Annotated in this window: 23 protein-coding genes; 2 read left to right on the plus strand and 21 right to left on the minus strand. The window is 45.3% G+C overall.

From position 1 onward, the window contains the following. Window position 1: 1 nt before the first annotated feature. From ACLD72_RS14520 to ACLD72_RS14605, 18 genes are all read right to left on the minus strand, one after another. Window positions 2-670 carry a LysM peptidoglycan-binding domain-containing protein gene (locus tag ACLD72_RS14520; protein WP_410995404.1) on the minus strand — a complete coding sequence of 223 codons (669 nt, stop codon included), beginning with the start codon at window positions 668-670 and terminating at the stop codon, window positions 2-4. 9 nt (window positions 671-679) lie between these two features. Next, window positions 680-2,752, minus strand: coding sequence for a hypothetical protein (locus tag ACLD72_RS14525; protein WP_410995402.1), 2,073 nt, complete (start codon window positions 2,750-2,752; stop codon window positions 680-682). A 192-nt stretch (window positions 2,753-2,944) separates the two neighbouring features. Further along, complete coding sequence (locus tag ACLD72_RS14530) at window positions 2,945-3,364, minus strand: phage tail assembly chaperone (RefSeq protein WP_410995400.1); 420 nt, start codon at window positions 3,362-3,364, stop codon at window positions 2,945-2,947. A gap of 46 nt (window positions 3,365-3,410) precedes the next feature. Then, window positions 3,411-3,887, minus strand: a complete 477-nt coding sequence (locus ACLD72_RS14535) for a phage tail tube protein (RefSeq protein WP_410995399.1) — start codon at window positions 3,885-3,887, stop codon at window positions 3,411-3,413. Window positions 3,888-3,900: 13 nt separating this feature from the next. Then, window positions 3,901-5,229: a phage tail sheath family protein gene (locus tag ACLD72_RS14540; protein WP_410995398.1), complete on the minus strand. Its 1,329-nt coding sequence runs from the start codon at window positions 5,227-5,229 to the stop codon at window positions 3,901-3,903. Then, a complete protein-coding gene (locus ACLD72_RS14545) occupies window positions 5,222-5,425 on the minus strand; it encodes a hypothetical protein (RefSeq protein ID WP_458475830.1) in 204 nt (67 codons plus the stop codon). The genes ACLD72_RS14540 and ACLD72_RS14545 overlap by 8 nt, the downstream gene beginning before the upstream one ends. Further along, window positions 5,418-5,846 carry a phage tail terminator family protein gene (locus ACLD72_RS14550; protein ID WP_458475831.1) on the minus strand — a complete coding sequence of 143 codons (429 nt, stop codon included), beginning with the start codon at window positions 5,844-5,846 and terminating at the stop codon, window positions 5,418-5,420. The genes ACLD72_RS14545 and ACLD72_RS14550 overlap by 8 nt, the downstream gene beginning before the upstream one ends. Before the next feature lie 445 nt (window positions 5,847-6,291). Further along, window positions 6,292-7,992: an ABC transporter ATP-binding protein gene (locus ACLD72_RS14555; protein ID WP_410995395.1), complete on the minus strand. Its 1,701-nt coding sequence runs from the start codon at window positions 7,990-7,992 to the stop codon at window positions 6,292-6,294. 44 nt (window positions 7,993-8,036) lie between these two features. Next, window positions 8,037-9,314 (minus strand): radical SAM protein, encoded by a 1,278-nt coding sequence (locus tag ACLD72_RS14560; protein WP_410995394.1) that lies wholly within the window; start codon window positions 9,312-9,314, stop codon window positions 8,037-8,039. Next, on the minus strand, window positions 9,298-10,443 hold the full coding sequence (locus ACLD72_RS14565) for a radical SAM protein (protein WP_458475832.1): 1,146 nt from the start codon (window positions 10,441-10,443) through the stop codon (window positions 9,298-9,300). Before ACLD72_RS14565 ends, ACLD72_RS14560 begins: the two co-directional genes overlap by 17 nt. Further along, a complete protein-coding gene (locus tag ACLD72_RS14570; RefSeq protein WP_410995391.1) occupies window positions 10,418-11,575 on the minus strand; it encodes a radical SAM protein in 1,158 nt (385 codons plus the stop codon). Before ACLD72_RS14570 ends, ACLD72_RS14565 begins: the two co-directional genes overlap by 26 nt. Before the next feature lie 134 nt (window positions 11,576-11,709). Beyond that, complete coding sequence (locus tag ACLD72_RS14575; protein WP_410995389.1) at window positions 11,710-14,106, minus strand: ABC transporter permease; 2,397 nt, start codon at window positions 14,104-14,106, stop codon at window positions 11,710-11,712. Beyond that, on the minus strand, window positions 14,094-14,798 hold the full coding sequence (locus tag ACLD72_RS14580; protein ID WP_410995388.1) for an ABC transporter ATP-binding protein: 705 nt from the start codon (window positions 14,796-14,798) through the stop codon (window positions 14,094-14,096). The genes ACLD72_RS14575 and ACLD72_RS14580 overlap by 13 nt, the downstream gene beginning before the upstream one ends. A 171-nt stretch (window positions 14,799-14,969) precedes the next feature. Further along, complete coding sequence (locus tag ACLD72_RS14585) at window positions 14,970-15,116, minus strand: pseudouridine synthase (RefSeq protein ID WP_115311321.1); 147 nt, start codon at window positions 15,114-15,116, stop codon at window positions 14,970-14,972. A gap of 146 nt (window positions 15,117-15,262) precedes the next feature. Continuing rightward, the gene (locus tag ACLD72_RS14590; protein ID WP_410995385.1) at window positions 15,263-16,315 is read right to left on the minus strand and encodes a S8 family serine peptidase; all 1,053 of its coding nucleotides are present in this window, start codon (window positions 16,313-16,315) and stop codon (window positions 15,263-15,265) included. A 7-nt stretch (window positions 16,316-16,322) separates the two neighbouring features. Continuing rightward, window positions 16,323-17,072, minus strand: a complete 750-nt coding sequence (locus tag ACLD72_RS14595; RefSeq protein ID WP_410995384.1) for a LytR/AlgR family response regulator transcription factor — start codon at window positions 17,070-17,072, stop codon at window positions 16,323-16,325. A 50-nt stretch (window positions 17,073-17,122) separates the two neighbouring features. Next, window positions 17,123-17,830, minus strand: coding sequence for a LytR/AlgR family response regulator transcription factor (locus ACLD72_RS14600; RefSeq protein ID WP_410995383.1), 708 nt, complete (start codon window positions 17,828-17,830; stop codon window positions 17,123-17,125). 241 nt (window positions 17,831-18,071) lie between these two features. After that, window positions 18,072-18,365: a hypothetical protein gene (locus ACLD72_RS14605; RefSeq protein ID WP_410995382.1), complete on the minus strand. Its 294-nt coding sequence runs from the start codon at window positions 18,363-18,365 to the stop codon at window positions 18,072-18,074. Between the two features lie 120 nt (window positions 18,366-18,485). Here ACLD72_RS14605 and ACLD72_RS14610 point away from each other — a divergent pair, with 120 nt between their 5' ends. Next, the gene (locus ACLD72_RS14610; protein WP_410995381.1) at window positions 18,486-18,707 is read left to right on the plus strand and encodes a hypothetical protein; all 222 of its coding nucleotides are present in this window, start codon (window positions 18,486-18,488) and stop codon (window positions 18,705-18,707) included. A gap of 179 nt (window positions 18,708-18,886) precedes the next feature. On the opposite strand, the gene ACLD72_RS14615 is transcribed toward ACLD72_RS14610, so the two are convergent. Beyond that, on the minus strand, window positions 18,887-20,290 hold the full coding sequence (locus ACLD72_RS14615) for a helix-turn-helix domain-containing protein (protein ID WP_410995380.1): 1,404 nt from the start codon (window positions 20,288-20,290) through the stop codon (window positions 18,887-18,889). 185 nt (window positions 20,291-20,475) lie between these two features. On the opposite strand from ACLD72_RS14615, the gene ACLD72_RS14620 reads away from it, so the two are divergent. Continuing rightward, window positions 20,476-20,820, plus strand: a complete 345-nt coding sequence (locus ACLD72_RS14620; protein WP_410995379.1) for a helix-turn-helix domain-containing protein — start codon at window positions 20,476-20,478, stop codon at window positions 20,818-20,820. A 158-nt stretch (window positions 20,821-20,978) separates the two neighbouring features. Here ACLD72_RS14620 and ACLD72_RS14625 read toward each other — a convergent pair whose 3' ends face one another. Both ACLD72_RS14625 and ACLD72_RS14630 read right to left on the minus strand, forming a co-directional pair. Beyond that, entirely contained in the window at window positions 20,979-22,841 is a 1,863-nt protein-coding gene (locus tag ACLD72_RS14625) for a DNA/RNA helicase domain-containing protein (RefSeq protein WP_410995378.1), read from the minus strand. Window positions 22,842-22,854: 13 nt separating this feature from the next. Continuing rightward, window positions 22,855-23,187, minus strand: coding sequence for a nucleotide pyrophosphohydrolase (locus tag ACLD72_RS14630; RefSeq protein WP_410995377.1), 333 nt, complete (start codon window positions 23,185-23,187; stop codon window positions 22,855-22,857). Window positions 23,188-23,287: the final 100 nt, after the last annotated feature.

A 23,287-nucleotide genomic window follows, 5' to 3' on the forward strand; every position in this document is an offset into this window, starting at 1 on the left:
GTCATGGCAGCTTCAGCACCTTTCCTACAGGCAGCCGTTTCAGGTCGGAGTCCTTAATTCCGTTTAGCTTCTGGATTTCCTTCCAGCGGGCTCCACTTCCAAGCTTCGTCTGAGCCACCTTCCAAAGACTGTCGCCGGCAACCATCGTATAGGTCTTCGGTTGCTGCTTATCATTTGGCCGGGTTTTAGCCGTTTTCTTTTGCACCTGGCTGCCCCCGTTGGTAGTCTCCCGGGTAATTTTCTGGGCGGCGTAGAAAACATATTTTTTAAGCTGGATGTCGTATTCAATGTCTCCGCCGCTGCCGGCCACCTCTTTCCAAGTGAAGGACTCGATACTGGCCGGTGTATTGATGTCGTAAGTGTCACTGGTGAAAATAAACCGGATCGGCCGCTTGGTGGTCATCCATTTTTCGATCATCTTGATATATTCAACCGGGTGCAACAGGTCATCCGTCGTCACAAACTTATACCATTGGGCCGGGAACAAGCCGCTAAAGCTGTATTCCGTCAACCCCCGATCCTTAATCACATTGATCTGGCCCAGCCCGGCCACATCATACGAACTGCCTTGACCGGACTCACTGACTTTGATCTCGGAAGGGTTGATCGGCAGCTTCAGTACCTCGGCCCTGTTGTTAAAACTTAACTCAACGCCATATACTCGCACCATCCATCCCTCCTACCAACCATAGACAGCATCCGCCGAGGTGACGATATCCTGTTCTAATTTTTCCGTGATATGCGCAATGATCGTATTGATGTCGCTCTGCTGACGGACATGGGTATCCCCAAAACTGATCGACGGCTGCAAGGTAACGTAATTTTGGATATTCTTCAGTTCGGCCAGCTCACGCATCATTTTTAAATCCTCCGAGGAAATATCCACGGTCTCATTAACACGGTCCACGCTGCCGACATTCCCGACGCTGCCGATGTTGGTGATGTTTGCTCCCTGCCCTGCGGCACCCGTAAAGCCCGAGCCCGGATCCTTCCCAAAGCCGGATGTGAGAGAGTTTGCACCATTTGCAAGATCGTTAAAACCCTGTGCTCCAACCGAATACCCTTGTTTAGAAGAATCGGCGATGTTTTTATATTGCATTCTTCCAAATTCAGCGGCATTATCCGCCATCTCCGGGGGAACCATGCTATCCAAATTATTCTTAAATTTATCGCTGAGCGCATGAATATTTTTCTCGTCAAGCAGTTCTATAGTCTTATAGTCGGTGCCAAACAGCTTGTTAAACCCTTCAATTAACCTGTTAATACCTTTCAGAGCACCGTTAATCGCCTGAAGAATAACACTCATAAACCCGCCGGCAAAATCCTCGGCGGAACGCAACATATCGTACAGATAACCGCCAAACGTCATCGCCAAATCGTAAATCAGCTTTTGAATCGCATAGATTGGATTGCTGAATACGTTGATCCAAAATTCGACAAAGCTGATAATCAAATTGTAAACTAATGCGAATACGTTATATATAAAGGCATACAGCCCGTAAAACAGCCCGACGACAAAACCGATGATTTGCTCGGCGGAAACCCCGAAATTCATCAGCACACCGATGAGCAGGGCGATTCCGGCGGCGATGAGCAGTATCGGCCCAATAACGCCCAGCCAAGCTATCGCTTGGGTCACAACCGGCGCGACCATCGCCCATAGCATGATTGCCATCAGCCCCAAAGCCGCTATGATTCCGAGGACGATAAAATAAGAGGAGGATCCGTTAGACGTGAATGCTCCAAAGAACGCCGCCAGCCCATCGGCCACTTGGCCCAACAAAGATCCTACGATGCTCAGCCCTGCCCCCAAGCCGTTGATAAAACCTTGGAACGCGTCGCTGTTCAACACTTCCAGAAAGGCGTCAAACATCGGGCCAAGCGCGTTCAGTCCCTGACGGCCTATCGATCCGAGCTGGAAGTTAAAGGTGTCTACCACCCGCTTCCATTTCACCGCCGGCGAGTCCATCATCGTTTCAAAAGTTGCCTGCGTCATCCGCTGTTTGTTCAGCAACTGGTCCATTGCTGCAATAACCCCGTTTACGTTGCCCTGCTGTCCCGCCGTTTGGAGTCCGCTGTTATCGATCGTGCCGGCCGGAATATCAAACGAGCTTAGGCCGTCCGTATTGCCGGATAGCGCTTGAGAAAGCGCATCGGCCGCCCCTTCTAACCCTTGCCCGGGGTTAAGCTGCTCAAGCCGCATCGCCAGCATATTCAGCTCGGCGAGCTGTGCGGGATCGGTCGTAATCGACATAAATTTCTGCGTACCGGCCATTGCGGTGTCCACATCTTGCCCGTAACGCAGCGCCTGCGAGGCTGTCTGGTCAAAAATCTGCTGCCCCGCCCCCGGACTGCCGGCGCGAAAAGATATCTGATTCAGCGCCTCTTGCTGCTGGGCACCATCGCTTAAGATCTTGCCGAGGAACTGTTTGCCCGTCTCCGCGATTTTACTCAGGTCCATCTTTTTAAAAGCTTCAACAAGCTTGTTCCCCTTCTTAGCGGACTCGTCCAGCTCCTGATTAAATTCCTCTTGCGCTTGCGTGGCCTGCATCGCTTCCCGATGCGCCTGCAATTCGCTAGATATAATTTGCTGGAGGGTCTGTAAGAACTGCAGCATCACATTAACGTTGTCGTTCATCGCTCGCGCGGAGGCCTCCCAGACGACAATCGACTGCTCGGCAGGCTGGATGACTTGAGGAAGCAGGTTCCTCATTCTGTCGTACACTACTATCATGGAATCTGGAGTTGCCATGGCTTCACCTTCTTTCCAGGCAGGATGTTCACTTTTTCTTCGCCGCTTTTTTCTCGTTCCTGATGATCTCTTGGATCATTGCGATGAGCGCTGCCTTTTGCTTTGCGCCCAACGCAGCGAACTCCCACGGCATTAAATGAAAGCGGTTCAGGGCGAAGAGGGCGCAGACCGTTTCGCCGTCGCCCTCATTGATTAGTTTTTTACTTCATCCGCCAGTTCGTTGATGCTCTTGTCGAAGCCGTTGATCTCCTGGACCTTCTGCACGAGCGTGGCGTATTCTCCGGGGAGCAGCATTTTCCGCAGGCATTGATCCGCGCCCATCACCTGATAGGATTGCTGAAGCTCAGCGTTTTTCAAGTCCGGGAACACGACGCTGGCAACCGCCAGTTTGGCCAGGTACTCGTCGGTGTTCGTCTCGTAGCTGACCATCCCTTTGTCCTTCACCTTACGCTGGCAGGACTTGCGGATCGCTTCGTTCTCCTCCTCAGTCATGCTGCGCAGGCGCCACGGGATCGACTGGCCCTCCTCATCCTTAAAACGTTCGGAAACAACGACTTCCTCCACCAGCCCGGCGGCGGCATTTTGCGCAAAAAAAGCAGATAAAGAGCTCATTCGTGAATCTCCTCCTGATTGGTTTTATTTTTTCGTTAAAGAATCGTTAGTTGGTTGGCTGAATCGCGTTAAAGGACTCCGTCACGTCATAATCCTCGAAGGTAAAAGGAATTTCTTCCTCAAGCATATCCTCGCTGGACGCGTCGAATTTGGCTGCGATGATGCTGTCGAGGTTGCAGTTCCGCAGGAACACGGTTTGTTTGCCCGTGCTGCTTCCAGGCTGCTCGTTCGTAATCATCAGATCGAACCAGAAGTCGTTCCCGTTCTTTACGTAATCCTCCATCAGCTTGCGGAAAAAGGAGGAGACGTAATAAATGGTCAGCGTGCCTGTACCTTTCCAGCCGGCCGACCGCTGCGGCGTACCCGTTCTGCCCAGCGTCGGGACGTCCACCTTCGATTTTTCGATCGTCGATTCCAACGTTTTGGCGTAGAACAGTTCCTCCGTCCGATCGCCGATTTTCACGAAGGCTTTGGCCTGTTTACCGCTTATCGCATCTTTCACATTAAAAAAAGAACCTGCCATTGTTTCGTCCTCCTTAGTTGACCGTGACGGTCATGTAGATTTTTTCGATACTATCCACCGGCTGCACGCTCAGATTGATGACAACGGCGTCCCCGTCGATGCCCGGCAGCACTTCCAGATCGGTTTCCGCGTTAAAATTCTGGATTGCTCCAATGCCCTGCAGGGTTCCCAGATAGCTGAGCACCTCGCCTTTCAGCAAATTGCGGCCGTCCGCGTTGTTTCCGACTTTCCCGATGTAACTTGCGCCGAAAGTACGCTGAATGTCCCGTGCGATCGTGTCCAATACCCGCACGACGCGGTTTTTGCTGAAATGCTTGGCTTTTTCGGGCGTAAATGTCTTGAAGGTGTTGATATCCTGCTGGATCTGCACCTTGCCGTTCGCTGCCGTCAGCACCAGCTCGCCGTTTTGCAGTGCCTTGATCGTTTCGCTGTACGTCAGTTTCGGCGTTACGTCAACCGCATTTGGAATCTCCGCATAGGTGAGCGATTCGTTGACGGCTGCTCCCGCTTCCATCGCGGCGATTTCCCACAGCAGGTAAAGCGGCTCGACCGTCAGTCCATCGGCGGTGATGACGCTGTTCTTCAAGCTGATGACTCCTTCGTAGTCCGCTTGCGGATAATTGTAGAGGACGGTGACGAACTTCTTGCCTTCATCGTCCCGCAGACGTTTAGTAAAAGCCACGGCCAACTGCTTCAGCGCGGAATCGTCGGTCGGCAAACCAAGCACGTCAAACTCCTCCGCTTCCAAAGCCGCCAAAGCGTCGGTCCAGTCGCCGTTTCCGCCGGTGCCTTCCTTGCCGCCCGCCAGTGCCGTCCCCGCCGTTTCGGTCAATTCGCCGCTACCCGCAAACGTGACAAAGTCGTTACTTACGAGCGCCTCAGCTGAGCCGACGATCTGGGCGTCGACTTCCTCGCCTTCCAGCAGCGTGCGTACTTCGAAAGCGTCCGGTTGATCCACGCTGGCCTGTACTACAATTTGCAGGTCATTGCCGCGCGAGCCGCCGTATTTGGCCGTGGCCGTCAAATTGCCGATGGTGGCCTTAGCTTGCACCGCGTTTTTAGCGCCAAGGCGGTAGATCAGCACCTGACTGGCATGCGACATCGCCGCCGCAATATGGCGGATTCTTGCGTCAGCCGCGTTGAAGCCGAGCAGCTTCAAGGCGTTCTGCAGAAAAGTCGCCGCCTCCAGCTTGATCACGCCGCTTGGCCCCCAAGGCAGCGACGCCGGAAAGGCCGCTACCCCGCGCTCGCCGACCGTGCCTAGCGGGCGAGCCGCCGATTTGAAATTGATGTAAACCCCCGGAGATACTTTGTTTTGCGTTGTCCATGTGCCATTAGCCATGTTCCTTCACTCCTCTTTGGATAAATGATTGTACCGCCTGCTCGGCCTGGGCCGCGGTATAGGCCGCCCCATCCGCCAGCGTCACGTGCAAAATGTCCTTTTCCACGCCGCTAAAGCGCTTGGCCGCCAGCAGCTGGGCCTTGGAAAAAGTCCGTTCCGCCGGCGCCGCCGGCTTGTCCGTTTTCTTCTTAAACACCATCTTTGACCTTCCCCTCCTGCTGGAGTTTTCTCATCTTGATTTCTTCGCGGGCCGACGACCAGACCCATTGGCGGAACGTCAGGTACAGATGCAGCGTCCCGTCATCCTTGATTTCGGCGCTTATGCCCTCCCCATGCGACAGCCCGTCATCCGCCGGAAAATCCGCAAACAGCTCGTAGAGCTGCTCGGCCACCTCATACGCAGACTCCCGGCTGCGTTCTAACGCAGGGTAAAACCCAACATCCAGTGAATAGGTCCGCTTAAAACGCCGCCCCAGTTCCTGATGCTGCTCCGACTTTAGCAGGTGCACGAAAAAGCACGGCGCCGGAAATCCTTCCGGGCCAGGCTCAGTGTAAACCGGCAAGTCCGGAAACCGGGCCGCTACAGCCGCAGCCACACTCTGCACCACGTCGTTCATAATCGACTGTGACAAATGCTCACCTGCCTTCGCTTAGGCTTGTTTTTCCCGCCGATTTTCGGGGGCACAACGATTCTGAACAGCATCGAACCGGCATCGAACGGCCGACGCTCCCAGACCACTTCACGGCTTGCCCCGATCAGCGACCCTACTATTTGCACTTTTGTTCGAACGCCATTCCTCTATAGCGCCTACCTGGTTATCATCACCCGCTGCAATGAGGGCCGCCCATACGGGATGCCTGCCGCTGCCTCTGAAACCGGCGAGAAAAAAATAGGGCCGTGAAAGTCTCATTCACGGCCCTGTTCGGTATTAAGTTTTCATCTTTCGACACTATCATTTTATCGCGGATTGGCGGCCATCATCGGCCCTAAAGCGGACATGGAAAGGACAATGAGAGGACAGAAAGGGGACAGGTATTGGGCTTCTGGGAAGCACATGACGATTAACTGCAAACCACTGACGATTTACTCACATTGGCTTGCCATTCTTCATTTGTTAAGTTTAAAAGGGTTCCGTCCTGAACGGAATAGATTTTATCAAAGTACCGCATCTCATCCATGTTATGGGTTATCAAAATAATGATTTTGTCGTTCTTTATCTCTTTTAGTAAATTTAAAAAAGCACCCCTTCTTTCCACATCCAAAGAAGCGGTCGGCTCATCAAAAATAATAATGTCCGCATTTTTTACCAAGGCCCTTAAAATATCGAGCCTCTTTTTTTGACCACCTGAAATATTGTTTCCGCCGACACTCAAGATCGTATCCCATTTGTTTGGCAAGTCCATAATTTCGTCGTACAAATCTATAGTCTTAGTGTAGTCACCTAGTAAATCCAAATTAACATTTGTTCCAAAGCCTATATTATTTAGGATCGAATCATGAAAAAATAAGGAATCTTGAGGGATATAGGCCGTTCTTCTTCGGAACAAACACAAATCCATGCTATCCAGCCTATCATCATTGATCCGAATACAACCTTGCTGTGGTTTATACAGCCCGAGCAGCAGCTTGGTTATAGTCGATTTTCCGCAACCGCTTGGCCCGACAAAAGCCGTAATTTCTCCTTTCTTTATGGCTCCTTCGGCATTCGACAGCACCGGTCTGTCGTTTACATCGTAAGTAAAAGATACATGATCAATGATGATCTCGTAAATTTGCTGAGGCGGAGAGGCACCTTCCACATTCTCTTCCGCTTCATTTAAAATTTCATCCAATCTGCCAATCGCTGTTACTGTCCCTTGGTAACTGTTGTTAAATTCGCTAAAAAACCGGGTCGACCCTAGCAGCATACTCTGGTAATTTATAAGCGAAACGATCGTTCCGATTGTATATCTATTCGCAAAAACCCCCAACCCGCCAATGATCCATATCACCCCCGATAGCAGGTATACCAATATACCGCCAATATTGATATTGATGGAATAAGCCAGTTCCAATTCCATCTGATGGTCGTATTGCCTTTTATAAGCTTTTAGAAAATTTTTTTCTACATAATTGAATGCATTATAAATCTTGGTCATCAATACATTATTATATGTCTCCACAATTTGATTCATCGACTGCTCATTGCTTTTCATCGTTTTTTCCGCATATTCTTTTACTTTTTTTCCGAAATATCTGTTGACCAAGATGTATAGTGCGATGATGAGCATGGAAACAATGAGCAACTTCCAATCAAAAAATAGGATCATACTGCAAGCAAAAACAGTGGTAAGCGCATTACTGAAGATGCTGACCGTCATATATCCGCAATTTTGTTTGATTGTATCGATTTCTTTGTTATACCGGGATAAAATGTCGCTTAATTTATGATCGTCAAAAAATTTGTAGGGCAGTCGGCTGAGCTTGTCATTGAGCCCTCTTCTCAAAGAAAAGCTCAGATTCTCGACAATCTTTGCCAGTAAATAATCTTTTAAAATATTTAATAAGGAATTCGTAAAAAATAAAAAAAGCATACCCGAAACACAAATCATAAAAAGATTAAAGTCACGTTTCGGAAATGCTTGATCAATTAGCCCTTTATAGGTTAATGGAATACAGATGGTAATGAGGCTTTGAAGTACCGTTATAGCCAACACCACGATGATAATTTTTTTTTCTTTAAGCAAATATTTGTTCAAAAAAGCGAGATAGGAATGATTCATTAGATGAAACAACCTTTCCTCTATAAGCTAGCCAAACCAACCGTTTACGTTGTAGTATGAACCGCTCTTTCCTCGTTTAAATAATGCAGGAAGTTGCCCAGATTTTCTTTGCTCGACTTCGAACGGTCATAATTATAAAGCATAAAATTGACAAGTAGTATTTTCAGTTCGCAATCCCCGTATATGTCCTCGGATTTTTTCTCCTTTTCCACAATTTCGGCAGCGCACGGGCCAGTACAAAAATATTGGATATCGCACTTACTGCAACTCTCCCGCTTGCTTACCAAAAATAGATTCTGAATCTCCTCATTTTGTTTCTTCACATTGATTAGGTTAGCGATCTGATCAGGAGTATGTTCCCTAATGTTTCCTATCTTAAATTTTTCATCATGAAGGTTTGAACACATCCGTATTTCACCGTTGGCATGAATTCCCAAGGTTCTCCCGAAACCGCCGCACTCTGTTTTCGCCTGAACCGTACTAAAAAACATAGTGGTAATGTTATCATTGAAATATTCATGCTCAAGAACAAAGTGGACCATGTTTTGATAAATATCTATCTTTTCGAAATAACTCATGGTGGATGGATAAGTTGCCGCGCGCCCTACATCGCTTACAAACCTGATTAAACACGCCGCGTTATATTTATATGTTAGAGCGATCGCCCTTTGCAGAAATTGAGCGGTATGCTTGTTAATGACGAAGGAAAATTTCAAACTGCAATCGTTATCAATTATTTGGTTGAATGATGTTATCATCTTACTCAGCAATTTATCGTGTTCAAATATATTTTCTATGCTGATCTCTACAGCTCCAACGTATTGTGCGAAGTTATCAATAAGCTTTTTGCTAAGCAGCAGTCCATTCGTTTGAAGAAGGATACGTTCCTTTCCGAAAGTATCGCTGAAGGCCTTTAAAATCTCGATGATGTCCTTTCTTACAAAGGGCTCTCCACCGGTAATAATGATTACTTTGGGGTTAACTGCCCTGATTTTGGGGATCAAAGTATGTTTTATCTCCTCCAAGGAAAGGTCCTCTTTGGTGCTGACTTGTGTTCCTGAATTCATGCTGCAAAAATCGCAATTCAAATTACATTTGCCCGTCACCGAATAATATACGTTATTGACCGATTGTTTTTTGTCAATCGGCTCAAAAAGGCTGAATCTTTTGTTCAAATATTCACAAAAAACCGCCCAATGAGTGCTATATTTATTAAAAACACGCTCATCCATCTTTACCCAATGGGAGTTTTCCGGATTCAGCAAGATTACTTTCCCATTCTTTTTTACGACTTTGATTTGGGCGCTATAGTTCGTATTCATAGGCACGACTTCCTTCAGCGATTTTTTTTAATCGGTCTATATTTTTATAATAGAAAGAAGTTTTAAACTTCTGCATATAACAGAGCGTTGGATCCGGCAAATTCACGTCGCCATTCGTTTCCAAACTTTGCATAATACAGCCCTTTGCCCCGCATACTTCGTAAATTTCACACCTATTGCAGTTTTCATTATCGATAGAATTCAAATTTTTCAAGTATTCAATTTTATTCCGGTTTAACCCTTGATCGACGTTTCCCAAGCTTTCTTCTTCTACCATGTAGGCGTGACACGGGTAAAAGGTTCCGTCCGTCCGGACATAAAGGCTAATGATCCCGGCGCCGCAGCTGTAAAATTTCCTTTTTTTCTCCACGGAACTGAAAACTTCATTAATAAAGCTCCATCCAAAAGCTTTTCTTTCAGCGGCACATTGTTCATAAAAAGCAAATACTTTATTTATTTCATCGCAAATGACCGTCAGCTCATCTTTTTTCCAGTCGACGAACAAATCAATAGCCGTGTCAACGATTTTGATGCCTAATTCTTCAACCAGAAACTTCACGGTTTCTCCGTAATGCATGTAATTGTTTCTCGTAATAACATTGGTCGCCTGGATGTATTTTCCCGCTTTTCGTTCATATTCACGTACATGTTTCCAGTTTTTTAAAATAGCCTCAAATGAACCCCTGTTATGGATCGTAACCCGGTTCAGATCGTGGATGTCCTTTTTTCCGTCAATGCTTACTTTTAAATCAAAGTTGTTTTCCGCCAACCAATCGATAATTTCTGAATTCAGGAGTGTAGCATTCGAGGTCATCGACAATTTGACATGATACTGCTTGTCCTTATTTTTATCCTGGATATACTGCAGTATTTGGTTCAGCAAAGGAAAATCGATCAGCGCTTCCCCGCCGATAAAATCAAACCAGATTTTTTTGTCCCTATGAATCACCGCTTGTTCAAATGCCAAATCTACGCTTTGTTTAGCCGTTTTCAATGACATGACGGAGCCTGCTTTATCCCCTAAATAGCAGTATTTACACCTCAGATTGCATTTCTGATTAACTTCCAGCGATATTGAATACATGGTAGGATACCCCTTTATTTTATGATTTGGCAGCCGCCGCTTCACGGATGATGGATTCCATCGTCTTTCCGATTTTAATTTGATTGGCCTCGGCAATCTCAAAATATCTCATTAATCTGGGGATTTTCCGCTCATACATCTTTTTAATCACTTGGTAATTATGTTTATACAATATCCGTTCCAGTTTGCACGTAATGTCCGAAGGTATATTTAAAGAACCCGTCAGCCGGTAATTTTGAAATCCGCACTTTCGCCCACTGCACGTAAAGGCGATATCGCAATCATTGCATTTGTTCGAAGGTTTCACAGAAGCTTTGATAAAACTTATTAGTTTCGTTCGGTCAATACCCTCCTGAAAATTTCCGATGTTCCATTTCATATCGTTCAGTACATACCCGCAGGGAAAGATATCCCCGCTGCTATTTACCGTAAAGTGCCCGATTGAACCGGCCGAACAGAACAGCGGCTTCCTGCCGGCAAAAAACGTTGTTAACTTGAGATCATGCAAATTAAAGAGGCGATCTTGAGTGTTTGCCACCGAATTTAAATAGTACTCGTCCAAAAGCTCCATCTGTTCATCCAGCAGGTTCAGGGTTTCTCGTGTCCACGCTCCGAAATCATCGTAAGCGGCGTGAACTCTTTTCACGCCCATCTCGTAAAAATAAAGTACATTTTGATGAAATATGTGTACATTGTTGCAAGTCACCGTCATCCGAACGCCAAACTGGATTTTTTGCTCAATTAACTTTTGTAGATTGCGCAGAATCGTGTCGTAGTAATTCCTCTTATTGCCGCTTGATCTGTTTAAATTATGCGTCTCGCGGTCCCCATCGATGCTGACATAAAGTTTGAAGTTATTATTTCTCACGATTTCCATGATCCTGTCATCGAGCAATATCCCATTGGTGGTCATCTCGAACTCAAACCTTTGTTTTATTTCGCGGTATTTATCATCTATATAGTCAAAAAGACGGAGGAGCACCTTTTTGTTTAATAATGGTTCTCCGCCTAGCAAACTAAGATGAATTTTTTCTTCTTTCGGGTTATTTTCCACCATAAAATCGATAGCTTCCCGCATCACTTCTTCGCTTAAGACCGCGTTCCGTTTTTCATTGCCTTCATAACAATAAGTACATTGAAGATTGCAACCATCCGCCAGGTTTAAGGTGCACTCCATAAGCACTTTCCTTTCATTCAGGTTTTGCTTTAACTGTATGCTCCTTTGAGACCTGGCGAAATGGTTTTTGTTTAAATGTACTCTGAAGTAGCCTAGATGGTTAGCATATGTGGTTAGCTTAACCTCATCCCCATTTATCGTAATCTCTCCACTACAGTCTGCCTTGACATTGAGCTCCTCATGAACCGGAGTACGCAAACTTGAATCAGCAACGTAGCGAATACATATAAGAAAATGGCAAGCCACGGAAATTTATAATGAATAAAAGAAAGTCCGCCAACGTTCCCTAAAGATTCGCTTAACCCATACCCGATAAGATTCCCTGCAAGAAGAGAAATCACGAAGCTTCCAACAATTAAAAACCCGGTTTCGCAACCCAACATGGCGAATAACTGTTTCCGATCCATGCCTATGGCTTGCATAATTCCGATTTCGACTCTTCTCGCATTAATTGTGGTCATAACCGTGTTCAACAGATTAATAACGCTAAATAAGGCTATAAAAATCATAAAACTGTACACAGCAATCGTGATCATTCGAAAGCCCGCCTTATTGGACTTCACCATGTCAGAAAATGAAAGTACGTTTAAAGTGTCCTTGTTTTGAATCAGACGTTGCAGCTCCTCTTTCACGATTTGTTCATTCGTATTTTCCTTGAGAACCACTTCAAAACTTTGATTCGGATTAAAAGGGGCTAAGGATTGCATGACTTTGGACGGCAAGTAAAACTCTGTTCCCAAGTTTTTATCCGCTATATCGCCAATGATCTCGAACTCATGTTCAACCTTGTCCCGATCATTGCCAATGATAAATGAAATTCGGTCGCCAACGGCGTACTTAATGCCATAAAATTCGAAAGCACTACTGGCGCTGTTCATCAGAATATAGGAATCATCCGAAGAATCAACTTCAGGTATTTTTCCTTGAACCAGGCGCTTTCGTAATGGCTCTATATTATTCGGCGAAATGTTTTCTACGCTTACCACCGCAGGTCCTTCACTTTCGCTCGTTCCTTTGATAGTGGCTTCGATATACTGACGTTCTATAACACGATCGACTCCGCTTATGGAGAGGATGCTGCCCTTTAAAGTCCCGGAGAGCTGATTCTCGCTTTGCAGATCGCTTAAATTCACCGTTTCAGAATAAAGTTCACTGTTGATTTTGATCACGAACTTCCCGTTATTCGGGAAGTTCGGCTGAGTTCTGGAGACCGCATCAACCGAGTTCAGCAGTGTTGCAAATGAAATGAACAGAACGCCGCTTAAGATCAACGATAACAGTGTCAACATCGTTTTTTTTCGGCTTCTTGTTAAATTCATCCCTGCCAAAGTAAAGGGGGTTAACCGTTTCGAGCTTTTCTTCTCTTTCCTCTGATAGGTATAGGTTTCCGCTCCAATGTAGCGAATTGCTTCGATCGGGGATATTTTCGCTGCAAACTTGGCCGGCGCGTTTAATGAAAACCGCACCGTTAGAACCGTAAACAAACCTGCCGCTATAGCGAGAAGCAGGCTGGGAAGGAACGTCCAAACGGAAGGATTCATGGCCCAACTCATCAAGCATCCTAGGAGAACGCCAACCGGGATAAAATTACGGGATACATATCCCCCTTCATATTTCACCATCTTTTTAATTTGCTTGCGCGTTGCTCCTAATGCCCGTAGTTGTCCATATTGTTTGATTTGTTTGATAATCGATATATAAAAAATGTTGTAGATTACGACCCAGCATGCCAATGCAATGACCACGATGATGCAAAAAATCATCAGGATGGTGCCGCCTGATAGATTGTTGGTATCTACATTCATATTATTGATCTGAACGTTTTGCTCAGGAAAGCCGATTTGATTTCCGATATCTTTGATTTTGGATTTCAGTTCTTCATTGGCATAGCTGCCGGCATTTTGCACTTTAATGGCTGCGGAATATTTTGCCTTGGAAAGGTGCGGATCGGCAGCGATAAACGCCTTTGATACCAAGGCGTTGTAGCTGATCCGATTTGCCTCTCCGGACGCAGTCGTTTGTAACAAGCCTGAGATCACAAATTCGTTCGTCTGCATTTCCTTGCTGGCGTTGTTTCTAAACTCCACTGCGATGCGATCCCCGATACCGGGTTTGGGAGCATCGGCCGAAAAGTAGCCTTCTTCTATCGCCATTTCATTGGGCTGTGTCGGAAACTTGCCCTGAACGATGCTGGCATTCGATAAATCCATCATCGTCTGATCCGTATACAAAATCGATAATGATCGCTCCTCTTGTTTCTCCCTGCCCACCTCCAGGTAAAGCCCAACCTTGTCGATCTCCTCTACTTGTTGTATTCGAGAAATTTCATCAGGGCTGACATTATAAAAAATGGCCTGAAAATCGGAATCATTTTGCAAGTTCGTAAAAGAGTTATATCCAAATGTCAATACAACCGTTAATAAAAATGCAGCCAAAGCAATAATACTGCCGGCAAAGTAATATTTAACTCTATCCGCCTTTAAGTTCGCTTTGGATAATCTTTTTATCCCTGAAGTATTTAATTTCGCCATTTTTCTACCACCTTATTTTCCGGAACTGCTGGCATTATTTTTCCGTCTTCGATGCGTACGATACGATCAGCAAGTTTGGCGATATCCGGATTATGCGTAATCATAATGAGAGTTTGATTAAACCTTCTGTTGCTCATCCGCAAAAGTTCCATCACGCTAGCACTTGTTTTGCTGTCCAGGTTGCCCGTAGGCTCATCGGCCAGAATAATCGCCGGCTTCGTTGCCAGTGCCCTTGCAATCGCCACCCTTTGCTGCTGTCCTCCGGACAATTGATTCATTAATTTCGTTTGTTTATCGGATAAATCGAGCATCTCTAAAATACTTGTTAAATAATCTTTATCAATCTTCCCATGATCCAGTTCAACCGGAAGTATAACGTTTTCGTAGACATTCAAAGCAGGGATCAAATTGTAATCTTGAAAAATAAACCCGATGTTTGTTCTCCTAAACACCGTGAGTTGATCATCGCTAAGTTTGGACAATTCGCATCCGTTGATGACCACTTTTCCTTCCGTAGGTTTGTCGAGTCCGCCGATTAAATTTAACAAGGTTGATTTGCCGCTTCCCGAAGTTCCCTCGATCGCGACAAACTCTCCGCGGCTCACTGATAAGTTGACGCCATCCAAGGCTTTGATCAGGTTAGGGGCAGCTCCATAATACTTTTTTAAATACATAGCCTCCAAGACTACCATGATATTACATCCTTTCTCGGCTTACTGGACGAATTGATCTATTTAACTTTTATATATGTAAAATAAAAGGTTTTAAACTACTTGGTTTCAAATCGTAGTTTAAAACCTTTTATTTTTAATTTGCGTCTGCAATAAAAGCATCAGGATTCCAGGTCTTTCATCCGCTTTTTGTTAATTTATGTCTGCGATCATAGCGTTAGGAAGCGGGTTGATACAATCGTTCAAGCATTTGTCCTTATGCGTGCTGCAGTAGGCATAGCCTTCGATTTCCTCGAGTTCGTCCAAAACGTTGAGTTCTTTTTCCAGCTCTTTGCTCATCGTTCTCCCTCCTTTCATGCACTTACTCAAGTAAGTTTTATGTCTTAACTATAAAACCATATTCTTCCTGCCCATAGCGCTTTTGATTAAATGTATCATTATTTGGGCTAATTGGTCAGTTTCATAAAATTGCAACCTTTTGGAGGCTAGATATATGCGCTCTGTACGTAAATTTTATACTTTTCCGACACTTGTAATCGTTGATGAATGCTCATAAAGGGCACCATCATCACCAAATGTATGCCTTGCTTGGCGGCGGCGTTAATTAGTTTTGACAATACGGGTTCACATTGTATCGCTTCACCTTTGCTGATTTCTCCAAAAAATAAAAAGTCCAAACCGGAAATAGAGCATTGGTCGATTTCTTCGGCCATATGAAATAAACGAACGGTTGCAAATTGATGGAGCCGGTTAAACAAATGAATGTCGTTAACGGTTTTTTTCATATAAAAATAACCGACTTTTTTGCCATGGAACTGGCCGTAACTTTGACTCTTGTTTCTATAGAAAAACAGGTTCGTATGGTTGCACTGAACATGCTCCATAAACGATAAAAAATCGCGGTGAATGTCGGAGCGATCCACCGTTCCCTTCAGAAATTCAGTATACAAGCCGGCTATGATCGGCGCCAAAAAGCTGTTTCCTTTTCGAAGTATCACCCTATTTCGGTCAGGGACGCTGACAATATTGTCGGAGAAAATGATTTTATTCGTTTGACGGTCGAATTTTATTTTTTGCTCAATCCCCGGGGAACTGGAAACGCCTATAACTTCGTCAAAAGCATACGGATAGGACGGAAGGTCCGTATTTCCGTCGTTATGGTTGGAAGAGACAATAGCCACTCCCTTTTTCACCGCTGCATCGCAACAGGCCTTTAATTTTTGTATGGTCTCGCTGCTTGCATTTCGCAGCCCTAAACTTAGGTTGATTAAATCAACCCCGGTTTCGGCACAGTGGTTTACGGCTGCGCATAAGGCATCAACAGAGCCTTTATTGTCGCGGTTGAGCACCTGGATGGAAACGATGTGGGGAGCCATGGTCTGTCCGCAAATAATTTTTACGATATCCGTTCCATGTCCGCTATCGTCGGTTGAGCATGATTGACAGCGGCCTTGTTCCATTGCGATGGTTTCAATAGTTTGGTCGAGCAGTAGTTCATCCTTTAAGTTAACGCCCGAATCGATTACCGCTATTTTCATTTCGCACCTACTTTTGAAAGGTTGACCCTGCACCCGGATTCATGGGTTCACATCTTCTTGGGCTCAACATAAGTTGAATTAAACCTTTTCTTCGGTAACGGCTTACAGGTATCACTTTATTGTTAATCATGCTCAATTCATGATCCTGTAGATTGGCGATATAGTTCGTATTCACAATAAAACTCGTATGACATCGAAAAAAAACAGGCTCCCGCAGTTTAGACTCGTACTCCTTCATTGTTCTGCAGCTATTGATTTCTTCAGCATTCGTATGAATGATAACGCTCTTATGACAACGCTCTAAAAATATAATGTCGCAACACCTGACTTTAAAAATACCCTGATCATTTTTAACCAACAGGCTTTTTTTCTCTCTATATGATTTCACATTTCTGATTTCGTTAACTAGGAATTCGATTTTCCCGTAACTGATCGGCTTTGTTAGAAAAACAACATTCGCCAAGTTAGACTCCTTCACGATAATGGAGGCGGAACATGTAGATACAAAAGCTATAACTGCATCCGGGACGATTTTTTTTACTTTCTCGTCGATGGCAAATCCCTGTTCCCCGGACTTAGGGATATCCATAAAAACCAGATCAAACGCTTGATAATAAATGTCTCTCAAAAAGCCGCGAAGGTTATAATATTTTCTGATATCCAGATGTGTGTCGTTTAAAGTGCAATAGTGCTGCATGTAGCCGTGGATCTCCTTCAGCAATTTGGGGCTGTCCAAACATATTGCTATTTTTATCACGTATCATACCTCCGATACTTGCCAAATCTAGCTCTGAAATGATTCACCCTTTAAACGTTTTCAACATAACTGGCCAAGCTCTCTACAACGTTTTTCCTCCTCCATTTACTGACTAGAATTTTATCGTGATTCTCGAGTTCGATCTCGTTATTCGTAATTTTCCTAATGTAATCCATATTGACGATGTAACTACTATGGCATCTTATAAATGGATAATTGATTAACTCGTTCTCAAGTTGTTGCATTTTTTTGAAGCATAAGTAATTGCCGTGGTCCGTATGGATCAGTAAATTTCTGTTAAAGGTTTCGATATAATAAACCCCTGGCAAATAAACTTTGAACAATCCGTCGTGGTTTTTAATGAACATATAGTTGTTAGCGATTTTCTCAATATGTCTTATCGCCCTGTCCACCTCACTATCAAACGCAGTTTGATGGAGAGGTTTCGTCAAATAATTGATAATCGGAACGAAATAAGCAGCCTTGGTCAATTCAATAGCCGATGTCAAAAAAATCAAATAAGCGTATTTATCCATTTTTTTAATGGAATGTACTAACCTCATTTTTTTCATTGAAGCCATGTCAACATCAAAAATGTAGATTTGAAAATCCATGTTCATCGTTTCAAGCAGGGGAACGGCATTTGTAAAACTGTGGATGGAAAACGACAACTTATTTTTACAAGCATAGTCATTCAGTATCTTTTCAACTTGCCTTAAACAACCTTCATCATCACCACACATCGCCACTTTTATCACGATCCGCACCCTCTATCTATCCTGGATTTATCTCGCCATAAAAATGCAAATTATAACATTTTAATTAATTTTATATATTATTCTCTATAAATACCTTTTACCCTCCTCTTCTTTATACTTTTAACAATTTATCCATAATTATTTGAAAAATAATTGTGGCCTAATCAAACCGCATTAAAAAAACAAAATCAGGACACCCAATTGAGTGCCCTGTAATTGAACGAACCGTTGATTCAGAAAATCAGGACAACTCAAAGCGTTGTTCCTGCTCTATTTCCGAACCAATAAGTCCTACTTTTTTTAAATCTTCAATATTCATGTACATGATATTTTTATATTTTTTGACGCGCAAATCGCCTAATACAAAATCGCCTTCTTTGGCGTTCTTGTATTCGTCCGTTAAGGGGATATCGTATCTGACAACCTCAGTACCAACATATTTGCCGATCGAAAGCTTATTTTTATCGCTGCTGCCCAAATTAACAATTTTTTCGATTTCCGAAAGCATAGCCAGCGAGATCCAACCTTCGCTCATAAGCGGCACTAGAATGGTTCTTGGCCCGATATGAGTTGCCTTTTTACATTGCACTTCCGGCGAGAAATTCTTATGATGTAAATAAGGAACTAATACTAAATATTCCCACAGGAGGTTGTGATGAATTCAAACCTGCCCAATGAAAGCAAGCATGAGGAGGTTAAAGAAGATATTCATGAGCTTAAACAGCGATTACATGATGTTGAACAGCAACTAAGCCAATCTCGGAATTCCTCACGTAAAATACAGAAGGGAGTCCTTATTTTAGTTGCGATTATTTTGGGTATTTTTCTACTGTTGACTATAGTAGGGGTTATTCAATTCATGATGGGCGGAAGCTAAGGATTCTTTAGCACATTTATTTGCTCTGGTGTAGATTACATCGGGGCTTTTTATTTATTAAAGAAAAAGAGCCCCAAAAATGGGACCCTTCACCCCCCCCTCCTAACTAGCCCCCTAACCCGTGAATCAGAACTTGTACCATCCCACTGTCCAAATGCCCCACAGCACCAAGCAGAAAGCTAAACATAATAAACGGCAACACTTTTCTTCTCATTTCTTTTCACCTCACAAATTAGATTTTTATATTGATCCTGACTTTCCTGGGAAGCCACATGGCGGAATTGCTCGAATAACTGCACGCAACGAAAAAGCATGGATTCATGGTTAAATCTTATGGCAAGCTCCAAACTTTGCAATAAATTTCGGATGCCCAAATCATGCCGCTGCCTATGTAAATCGTAAAAAGCAAACTCTGTTAAGAAACGGACATAGTGATCTGCCACAATCTGCGCATTGTATTTGCCAAAACGGTAGAGACGTTCTTTTAGCGCAAAATGCGGTCTGAAACGCTCCAGAAGATCATCCACATTCAACTGGTATCGGTTAGCCGCCTGCAAAATCCGGTACATCGCCGGAATAATCTCATGCTCCTTGGCAGCAACGCATTCCGCGTAATTCGCCAGCACCTCAACCTCACCGGACATCAAACGGTATAAATAAGTATTCGCTTTTCCCCAATCCCGAAACTGCTCGGCAATCTGCCGGTCTTGTTCGCTTAATTCCTCACCACTACGCACCTCATAATTAGCATACCGTCTTACATATCCCAAAGCCTGTTCATACTCTTGACGAGCGTCACAAACATTCGCGTTTAACAAATAAGTATAAAGAAAGTAAAAAAGCGGCGGCCTAGACGCTTTCTTGCCTCCCCTGCCCTCAGGTTTTATCTTGCGGAAACGCTTAGAACGAAGTGCCAGAGTTGCTTTCTGCCCCAACTTTTCCGCCAAGCCGTTAACACGATCCCACTGATGAAGAGAAGCATACACATCCGCCAGATCTTTTAATGCATCCAACTGATCCGCTTCATCCAAGCGTTCAACATAAGGTTCAAACTGTATGGCCGCACGCATATTTTCCTCTTGATTGTCGCCGAGGCCGATTGTAAACAGCCGATAGCGGCTGAGCGCCAAACGTTCGGAGTGCTGATACCTTTCGGACTCGGCGACACAGTCATACAGCAGTGCCGCAGCCTCTCTTTTTCCCTCCAGAAAAAACTGCTCCGCCGTCTCAAACAGCAACGGTACATACGTCAAATTATCTGCGACCGCCTGAATAAGCCGTTCTATGCAATTAAGTTTCCCCAATTCCGCACATCGCCGCAAAAATGGCCCCAAACGCCGCCAATCCAGAGGCATATTAAGCAAACAGTCCTCCAAATAGACCTCGTAAAGGCTGCCTTCCTCCCGCCCCATTCCCACAGTGATCAGATCCAGATTATGAATGGAGATTTGGCGATACCCGCTTAACATCGAACTGATCGTCCCCACGTTAATCCCGGAAATTTCCGAAAATTGGTGGAGCGTTAACCCTCTATGTCTCAGAAAATCCTCCAATTCTTGTCTGACCGTGGTTGCAGGTTTCATAGGTAAACCTCCTTTAATGGCAGAAAACCTACGGTAAGATTCATTTCAGAAACTACTTGCACCCACATATGCCCACTTTCGACTCCATTATACTACATATACATAGTATTTTGTATATAAAAAACTAAATTTACTGCCCTGCATAATATTTGCCCGGTCACCTAAGCTTATACTGAGGTGATGAAATGGCAGAATTGCGCAATTTTCTAGGGAACCGAATCAGAGCAATCCGAAATGCAAAAGGCCTCACCCAGCAAAATTTAGCGGATATATCCGGCCTGGATTATAGATATATCGGAGCAATCGAACGTGGAGAACGGAATTTCTCCATAGATAATTTAGAAAAGGTGCTTACTGCCTTAAACGTTTCGCTCCATGAAGTTGCCTACTTAAGCGTCGAACAAAGTAAAGTTGAAACAGCTCGTTGGGAAGCCATTGATCAATTTATTGCAAGTACTGAAGGATTGTCGGAGGAGCAGATTGAGATTTTGCGGCGGGTAAATCAGGAGGTTGTGAAGGCGTTTAAATAGTCTTTTCCGGGGAAATTTGATTCCTCACCGTATAATGGGCACATACGTTAACACATTAGTTTTAAGCCAATTTGTAGGACGACTTAAAACTAATGTGTTGGTCAACTCGTTGTACGGTTCACATCGAATAATCCTCACTACCTGTAATACTTCATTTTCTATGTTGTAATCCCCAACTGCCCCGCCAAATACTCCCTCAACTCCGGGTTCCGGCAGTACAAATAACACCCCTTCATCCCTCGGGAAATCAGCACTTTGTAGATATTTTTGATCAGCTTGGTGAGCTGGGCGTTGTTGTTTTTCAGGCCTCTTTTGCCCATGGTGTCTTTGTATTCGTTGTAATCGGCGTAGAGCTCCATCGTCGTCGGGTCGTATTTCAGATCGTTGCCAATGATGACGCCGACGTAGTCGAATTCCAGGCCTTGCGAGGTATGGACGCAGCCGATTTGCTCGACGCCGGCCTCGTGGATGGCCCAGGTGCTGGAGATGGAGCGACCGTTCCAAGGCATTTGGAAGCCGTGTTCCGGGATGGTGACGTCCGCGATTTCGCCGTTGCGGTTGCCTTCGGTGTCTTTGGTCCAATCCCAGGCGAATCCGGCAAGCATCCGTGCTTTATGCCCAGCGTCTACCTTCGCTTTGATCTCTTCATAGACCGCATTAGGCGTATCGAAAAGTTTGAACTCAAAAGATTCCCGGTCCCAGCCGTTAAAGTTGGCCGTAGGGCGGATTTGCAGCACGTGGTCGATCCAGTTGATGAAGCCTTCAGCTCCCGAACAGCGGAACTGGGCCGATAAGGTGTATTCGTGAATCTCGGAGCCGTAAGCGTTGGCGATTCGCTCGATTTCAGCCACAGTGCCGATGTCGTCCGGCCGAATCCGCTGGAACTCATCGATGAAAAAGACGTTGACCTTCGAGGCCTTGATAATATCCTCAATCTGATTGACGCCGCGGTACTGGTAAGCCCCTTTTCCTTTCAGGCGGTGGGCCTCATCGACGACGAGGACGTCAAAGAAATTTTCCGGGGTATCGACAAATTGACCTGATCCCGCAAACAAATTGCGAACCCGCGCTTTGTTCTTCGGCTGCTGCTTCGCCAGCGTCTCCACCATGACCGTTCTAAAGGAGGCGTTGGGGGCGACAAACTTGGCGTTCAGCTTTTGCTTCAGCAAGCCGCCCAGCGCGTTCATGGAAATGACGGATTTGCCGGTACCCGGCCCGCCTTTGATAACGATCGTTTTTTTCCGGCTCATGTCTTTGGCCAAACTGATGATCGTCTCATAAGCGACTTTCTGTTCGTCCAGCAAAATAAATTCGGCGTTCCCTTTGAACAGCCCGTCCACATGGTCGATCAGCTTTTTGGAGGGGCGGATTTTCCCGTTCTCAATTAAGTAAAGCAAATTAATGCCGTTTCCTTTGCCGACGTGTTGATGTAAAAACTCCTGAAGCTTCGCCGTATCGTCCGCCATAAATAAGGGCGCTTCCCGGATGATGTTTTGATAGCGTTCGCTCTTTAGCGGATCGGGCTCCGGCACGCGGTAGTTATGTAAATAAGCACAGGAATAACCCTTAAGCTCACTGCTGTGAATCGCTTCATTCATATCGTCCAGAAACTGGCGGTAAGACCATGCTTGGTAGGACGGATGCGGGATCTCGCGCTGTCGGCCGTTGATGTAAGCCACGACCACATCCTCCCGGTCTGTCGCCCGAGCTTCGTCCCACTGCTTCAGTTCCACGATCACGAAGTTATCCCGCCCCTCCGTGTCCTGACCCGCCACGATAAAATCGATGCGCTTGCTGGTCGCCGGGATGTTGTATTCGATCATGACGCCGCAATCGTCGGCAATGTTGGAATTACGGATGACTCGTTCCATAAACTGCATGGAGTTGTTCCAGGCTCTTTTTTCGCCCGGGCTTGGTCTCATTCCCATCTTATTGATAAAAGCTTGCTCAATTTCCACAGTGATCTGGTTGCGGTCCACCGACTCCCGAAATTTCAACGCGTTGCTGCTATAAATAATCATGCTGCCTGCACTCCTATAGCTCGGTATATTTGGTCATTTTGCCGAAGGCCTTGTCCACTGGATATTTGGCGGCGTTTCTCCGCATTTTGTCCCGGATCACGTCCTCGATCTTAAGGTCTAGCGCATCAGCCAAATACACGGCGTAGATCAGCACGTCGGCCAGCTCGTCGGCGATTTCCTGCTTTTTATGTAAAACCGCCTCTTCGGACGATTTCCACTGAAAATTCTCCAACAGCTCGGAAGCCTCCAAGCTTAGCGAGATCGCCAAATCCTTCGGATTGTGGAATTGCCCCCAGTTCCGCTCCTCCCGAAAAGCGAGCAGCATCTTAATCAGCTCTTCATTCATGTTTGTGCTCCTATCATTCTGTAATAGAGTTTGAGCCGTACCTGCCCTATGCAAAAAAGAGACGGTCCACCCCCTTGGTACAGGGCCCGCCTCTTGTCAT

The organism is Paenibacillus lacisediminis (assembly GCF_046567315.2).